A 4,411-nucleotide genomic window follows, 5' to 3' on the forward strand; every position below is an offset into this window, starting at 1 on the left:
GGGACTCGGCGAGCGTCCGCTCGGCCACCTCGCGCGCCTCGGCGACCAGCCGCTCGGCCTCGGCCCGGGCGTCGGCGAGCAGCTCCTCGGACTCCGTGGTCGCGGCGGAACGGGTCTCCTCGGCCTCGCGTTCGGCGTCCCCGACGATCTCGTCCCGGCGGTCGAGGACGTCCTGCGCGTCGTCGAGCTCGCCGGGGATCGCCTCCCGGACGTCGTCGAGCAGGTCGAGCACGTCGCCGCGGGGGACCACGCAGTTGGACGTCATGGGGACGCCGCGCGCCTCCTCGACGACGGTCACCAACGCGTCGAGTGACTCGAAGACCCTGTACACGTCGGCGATCCTCTCACCGGGCCGGCCGGGTGGGCCGTATTCGCGATCCCCAGGGCGTGTCAAGTTCCATCCGGGTGAGCCGTGCATGATCCACCCGCCGAGTGGGTATCAGGCCCGCTCGGCGATCCGGTCGAGCAGCTGACGGTGCACGCTGGGCGGCAGCAGGTGGGCCACGTCCCCCCCGTAGGTCGCGACCTCCTTCACCAGCGAGCTGGACACGAAGCTGTACTCCGGGCTGGTCGACATGAACAGCGTGTCCACACCGGACAGTCGCTGGTTCATCTGCGCCATCTGCAGCTCGTAGTCGAAGTCCGTGACCGCCCGCAGGCCCTTCACGATCGCCTTGACGTCGTGGTCGCGGCAGTAGTCGACGAGCAGGCCGTGGAAGGAGTCGGCGCGGACGTTCGGCAGGTCGGAGGTGACCTCCTCCAGCATCGCGATCCGTTCCTCGACCGCGAACAGGCCCTGCTTCTTCTTGTTGATCAGGACCGCGACCACGACCTCGTCGAAGAGGTTCGCGGCCCGCTCGATCACGTCGAGATGGCCGAGGGTCACGGGGTCGAACGATCCGGGGCAGACCGCGCGCCTCATTGCTCGTGTCCCGTCATTGGGGCCTCACCAGGCATGAGCGGACCGTAACAGCCACCCACGTGGATCACGGTGTCCCCGTAACGACGCTCACGCAGCGCCTCGACCCCCTCCGGCCACGGGAAAGGCTCCCGCGACCGGGCCCGCTCGACGACCACGACGGCGTCGGGCGCGATCCAGCCCGTCCGCAGGCCGGTGTGCAGCCAGCGGGCGATCGCCGCCTCCGGCTCTGCGTACGGCGGGTCGACGAGCACCAGGTCGTGGGCACGCGGCGGCGCGGTCTCCAGCACGGTCCCGGCCGGCCCGTAGCGCACGTCCCCGCCGAGCCCGACGACGGCGACGTTCTTCCGCAGCACCGCCACCGCCCGCTTGTCCATCTCGACGAACGTGGCGTGCGCGGCCCCGCGGGACAGCGCCTCCAGCCCGAGCGCGCCGGACCCCGCACAGAGGTCCAGCACGACCGCGCCGGAGAGCCCGGGGTCGTGCTCCAGGGACGAGAACAACGCCTCCCGCACCCGGTCCGACGTCGGCCGCGTCCCCTCCGAGGGCACGGCCAACCGCCGCCCGCCCGCCGCCCCGGCGATGATCCGCGTCACCGGTTCACCCTCCCATCCCCGGTGGGTGGCGACGGCCGCCGGAGCCGGCACTCACGACTACTCGATCTCCAGGAGCAGGTCGCCGCCCTCGACCTGCTGCACCTTCCCGATCGCGAGCCGGGCGACCGTCCCCGCACGCTGCGCGGAGATGCTCGCCTCCATCTTCATCGCCTCGATCGTCGCGACGGTCTGGCCCGCGGACACCGAGTCGCCCTCGGCGACCTGCAGCGTCACCACCCCGCCGAACGGCGCGGCGACGTGGTGGTCGTCGCCCCGGTCGGCCCGCTCGGCCGCCTTGACGTCCGTCTGCACCGCCTGGTCGCGCACCGACACCGGCCGCAGCTGCCCGTTCAGCGTCGTCAGCACGGAGCGGTAGCCGCGCTCGTCCGCGTCCCCGATCGCCTCCAGCTCGATCAGCAGCGTGACGCCCTGCTCCAGCGTCACGGTGTGCTCGAGGTCCTGCTCCAGCCCGTAGAAGAAGTCCTTGGACGACAGCACACTCGTGTCGCCGTAGGACTCCCGATGGGCGTCGTGGTCCTTCGTCGGGCCGGGGAACAGCAACCGGTTGAGCGTGCGGCGGGTGTCGTCCCGCAGCCCGCGGCGGTCCTCGATCGTCAGCTCCGGGTGCTCGGCCTCCGGCGACCGGCCCTCCAGCGCACGGGTCCGGAAGGGCTCGGGCCACCCCCCGGGCGGCTCGCCGAGCTCGCCGCGCAGGAACCCGATCACCGAGTCCGGGACGTCGAACTTGCCCGGGTCCGACTCGAAGTCCGCCGCGGTCACCCCGGCGCCGACCAGGTGCAGCGCCAGGTCCCCCACGACCTTCGACGACGGCGTCACCTTCACCAGGCGACCCAGCATCCGGTCCGCGGCGGCGTAGCAGTCCTCGATCAGCTCGAACCGGTCCCCCAGCCCCAGCGCGATGGCCTGCTGCCGCAGGTTGGACAGCTGCCCCCCGGGGATCTCGTGGTGGTAGACGCGCCCGGTCGGCGAGGCGAGCCCGGACTCGAACGGCGCGTAGACCTTCCGCACCGCCTCCCAGTACGGCTCGAGGTCACCCACGGCCTGCAACGACAGACCCGTCGAGCGCGGAGTGTGGTCCGTGGCCGCGACCAGTGCGGACAGCGACGGCTGCGAGGTCGTCCCGGCCATGGAGGCGACGGCGCCGTCGACGGCGTCCACCCCGGCGTCGATCGCCGCGACCAACGTCGCGAGCTGCCCGCCCGCGGTGTCGTGCGTGTGCAGATGAACAGGCAGGTCGAACCGCTCCCGAAGCGCGGTGACGAGCGTGCGGGCCGCGGGCGGCCGCAGCAGCCCGGCCATGTCCTTGATCGCCAGCACGTGCGCGCCCGCGTCCACGATCTGCTCGGCGAGCCGCAGGTAGTAGTCGAGGGTGTAGAGCTCCTCGGCCGGGTCGGACAGGTCCGCGGTGTAGCAGAGCGCGACCTCCGCCACCGCGGTCCCGGTGGCCCGCACCGCGTCGATCGCCGGCCGCATCTGGGAGACGTCGTTGAGCGCGTCGAAGATCCGGAAGATGTCCATCCCGGTCTCGGCGGCCTCGGCGACGAACGCGTCCGTCACCTCGGTCGGGTACGGCGTGTAGCCGACGGTGTTGCGGCCGCGCAGCAGCATCTGCGTGCAGATGTTCGGCACGGCCGCCTTCAATGCGGCCAACCGGTCCCACGGGTCCTCGGCGAGGAACCGCAGCGCGACGTCGTACGTCGCCCCGCCCCAGCACTCGAGCGACAGCAGCTCCGGCGCCGTCCGCGCGACGTACGGCGCCACCGCGAGCAGGTCCCGGGTGCGGATCCGGGTGGCCAGCAGGGACTGGTGGGCGTCCCGGAACGTGGTGTCGGTGACCGCGACGGCGGTCTGGGCGCGCAGCCGGCGCGCGAACTCCTCCGGGCCGACCTCACGGAGCAGCTGCGCGGAGCCGTCCGGCGCGGGCGCGTTCAGGTCCACCGCCGGCAACTTGTCGACGGGCTCGACGACCTCGGGGCGTGGACCGTTCGGCTTGTTCACCGTGGTCTCGGCCAGGTACGCGAGCATCCGCGAGCCGCGGTCGGCGGACGGGCGGGCCTTGAGCAGCTCCGGCCGCTCCTCGATGAAGCTCGTGGTGATGTGCCCGGCCGCGAAGTCCGGGTCGTCGAGCACCGCGGCGAGGAACGGGAGGTTCGTGGACACGCCGCGGATCCGGAACTCCGCGATCGCCCGGCGCGCGCGGCGCACGGCGTTGGGGAAGTCGTGGCCGTGGCAGGTGAGCTTGACCAGCATCGAGTCGAAGTGCGCGCTGACCTCGGCGCCGGTGTGCACCGTGCCGCCGTCGAGCCGCACGCCCGGGCCGCCCGGCGAGCGGTAGGCGCCGATCACGCCGGTGTCCGGGCGGAAGCCGTTGGCCGGGTCCTCGGTGGTGACGCGGCACTGCAGCGCCGCACCGGAGATCGTCACCTCGTCCTGCGTGAGGTGCAGCTCGGGCAGCGTGAGCCCGGAGGCGATGCGCAGCTGCGCGATGACCAGGTCACGGTCGGTGACCTGCTCGGTCACCGTGTGCTCGACCTGGATGCGCGGGTTCATCTCGATGAAGACGTGGTTGCCGCGCTCGTCGACGAGGAACTCGACCGTCCCCGCGTTGACGTAGCCGATGGCCTTGGCGAACTTCACGGCGTCGGCGCAGATCTGCGCGCGCAGGTCCGGGTCCAGGTTCGGCGCGGGCGCGATCTCGACGACCTTCTGGTGCCGCCGCTGCACCGAGCAGTCCCGCTCGTAGAGGTGCGAGACGTTGCCCTCGCCGTCCGCCAGGATCTGCACCTCGATGTGCCGCGGGTTCACCACGGCCTGCTCGAGGAACACGGTCCCGTCGCCGAAGGCCGACTCGGCCTCGCGGCTCGCGGCCTCGATC

Annotated in this window: 4 protein-coding genes; all 4 read right to left on the bottom strand. The window is 72.3% G+C overall.

Features of this window, described 5'->3' with window-relative positions; genetic code table 11:
- Positions 1-331 (bottom strand): ATP synthase subunit B family protein (locus H5J29_RS22370; protein ID WP_512700133.1); only part of this gene is annotated, 331 nt, incomplete at its 3' end.
- A 108-nt stretch (positions 332-439) separates the two neighbouring features.
- Positions 440-922: a pantetheine-phosphate adenylyltransferase gene (gene coaD / locus H5J29_RS22375; RefSeq protein WP_181783006.1), complete on the bottom strand. Its 483-nt coding sequence runs from the start codon at positions 920-922 to the stop codon at positions 440-442.
- Positions 919-1,515 (bottom strand): 16S rRNA (guanine(966)-N(2))-methyltransferase RsmD, encoded by a 597-nt coding sequence (gene rsmD / locus H5J29_RS22380; protein ID WP_181783007.1) that lies wholly within the window; start codon positions 1,513-1,515, stop codon positions 919-921. Before rsmD ends, coaD begins: the two co-directional genes overlap by 4 nt.
- Before the next feature lie 57 nt (positions 1,516-1,572).
- The coding region (locus tag H5J29_RS22385; RefSeq protein ID WP_181783008.1) for a pyruvate carboxylase at positions 1,573-4,411 on the bottom strand (2,839 nt) is incomplete at its 5' end.

This window comes from Pseudonocardia pini (assembly GCF_013870575.1).
Taxonomy (GTDB): Bacteria; Actinomycetota; Actinomycetes; order Mycobacteriales; family Pseudonocardiaceae; genus Pseudonocardia; species Pseudonocardia pini.

Bases quoted from the DNA above. Each gene is read 5' to 3' on its own strand.
- coaD (WP_181783006.1), bottom strand. From the start codon at position 922: ATGAGGCGCGCGGTCTGCCCCGGATCGTTCGACCCCGTGACCCTCGGC.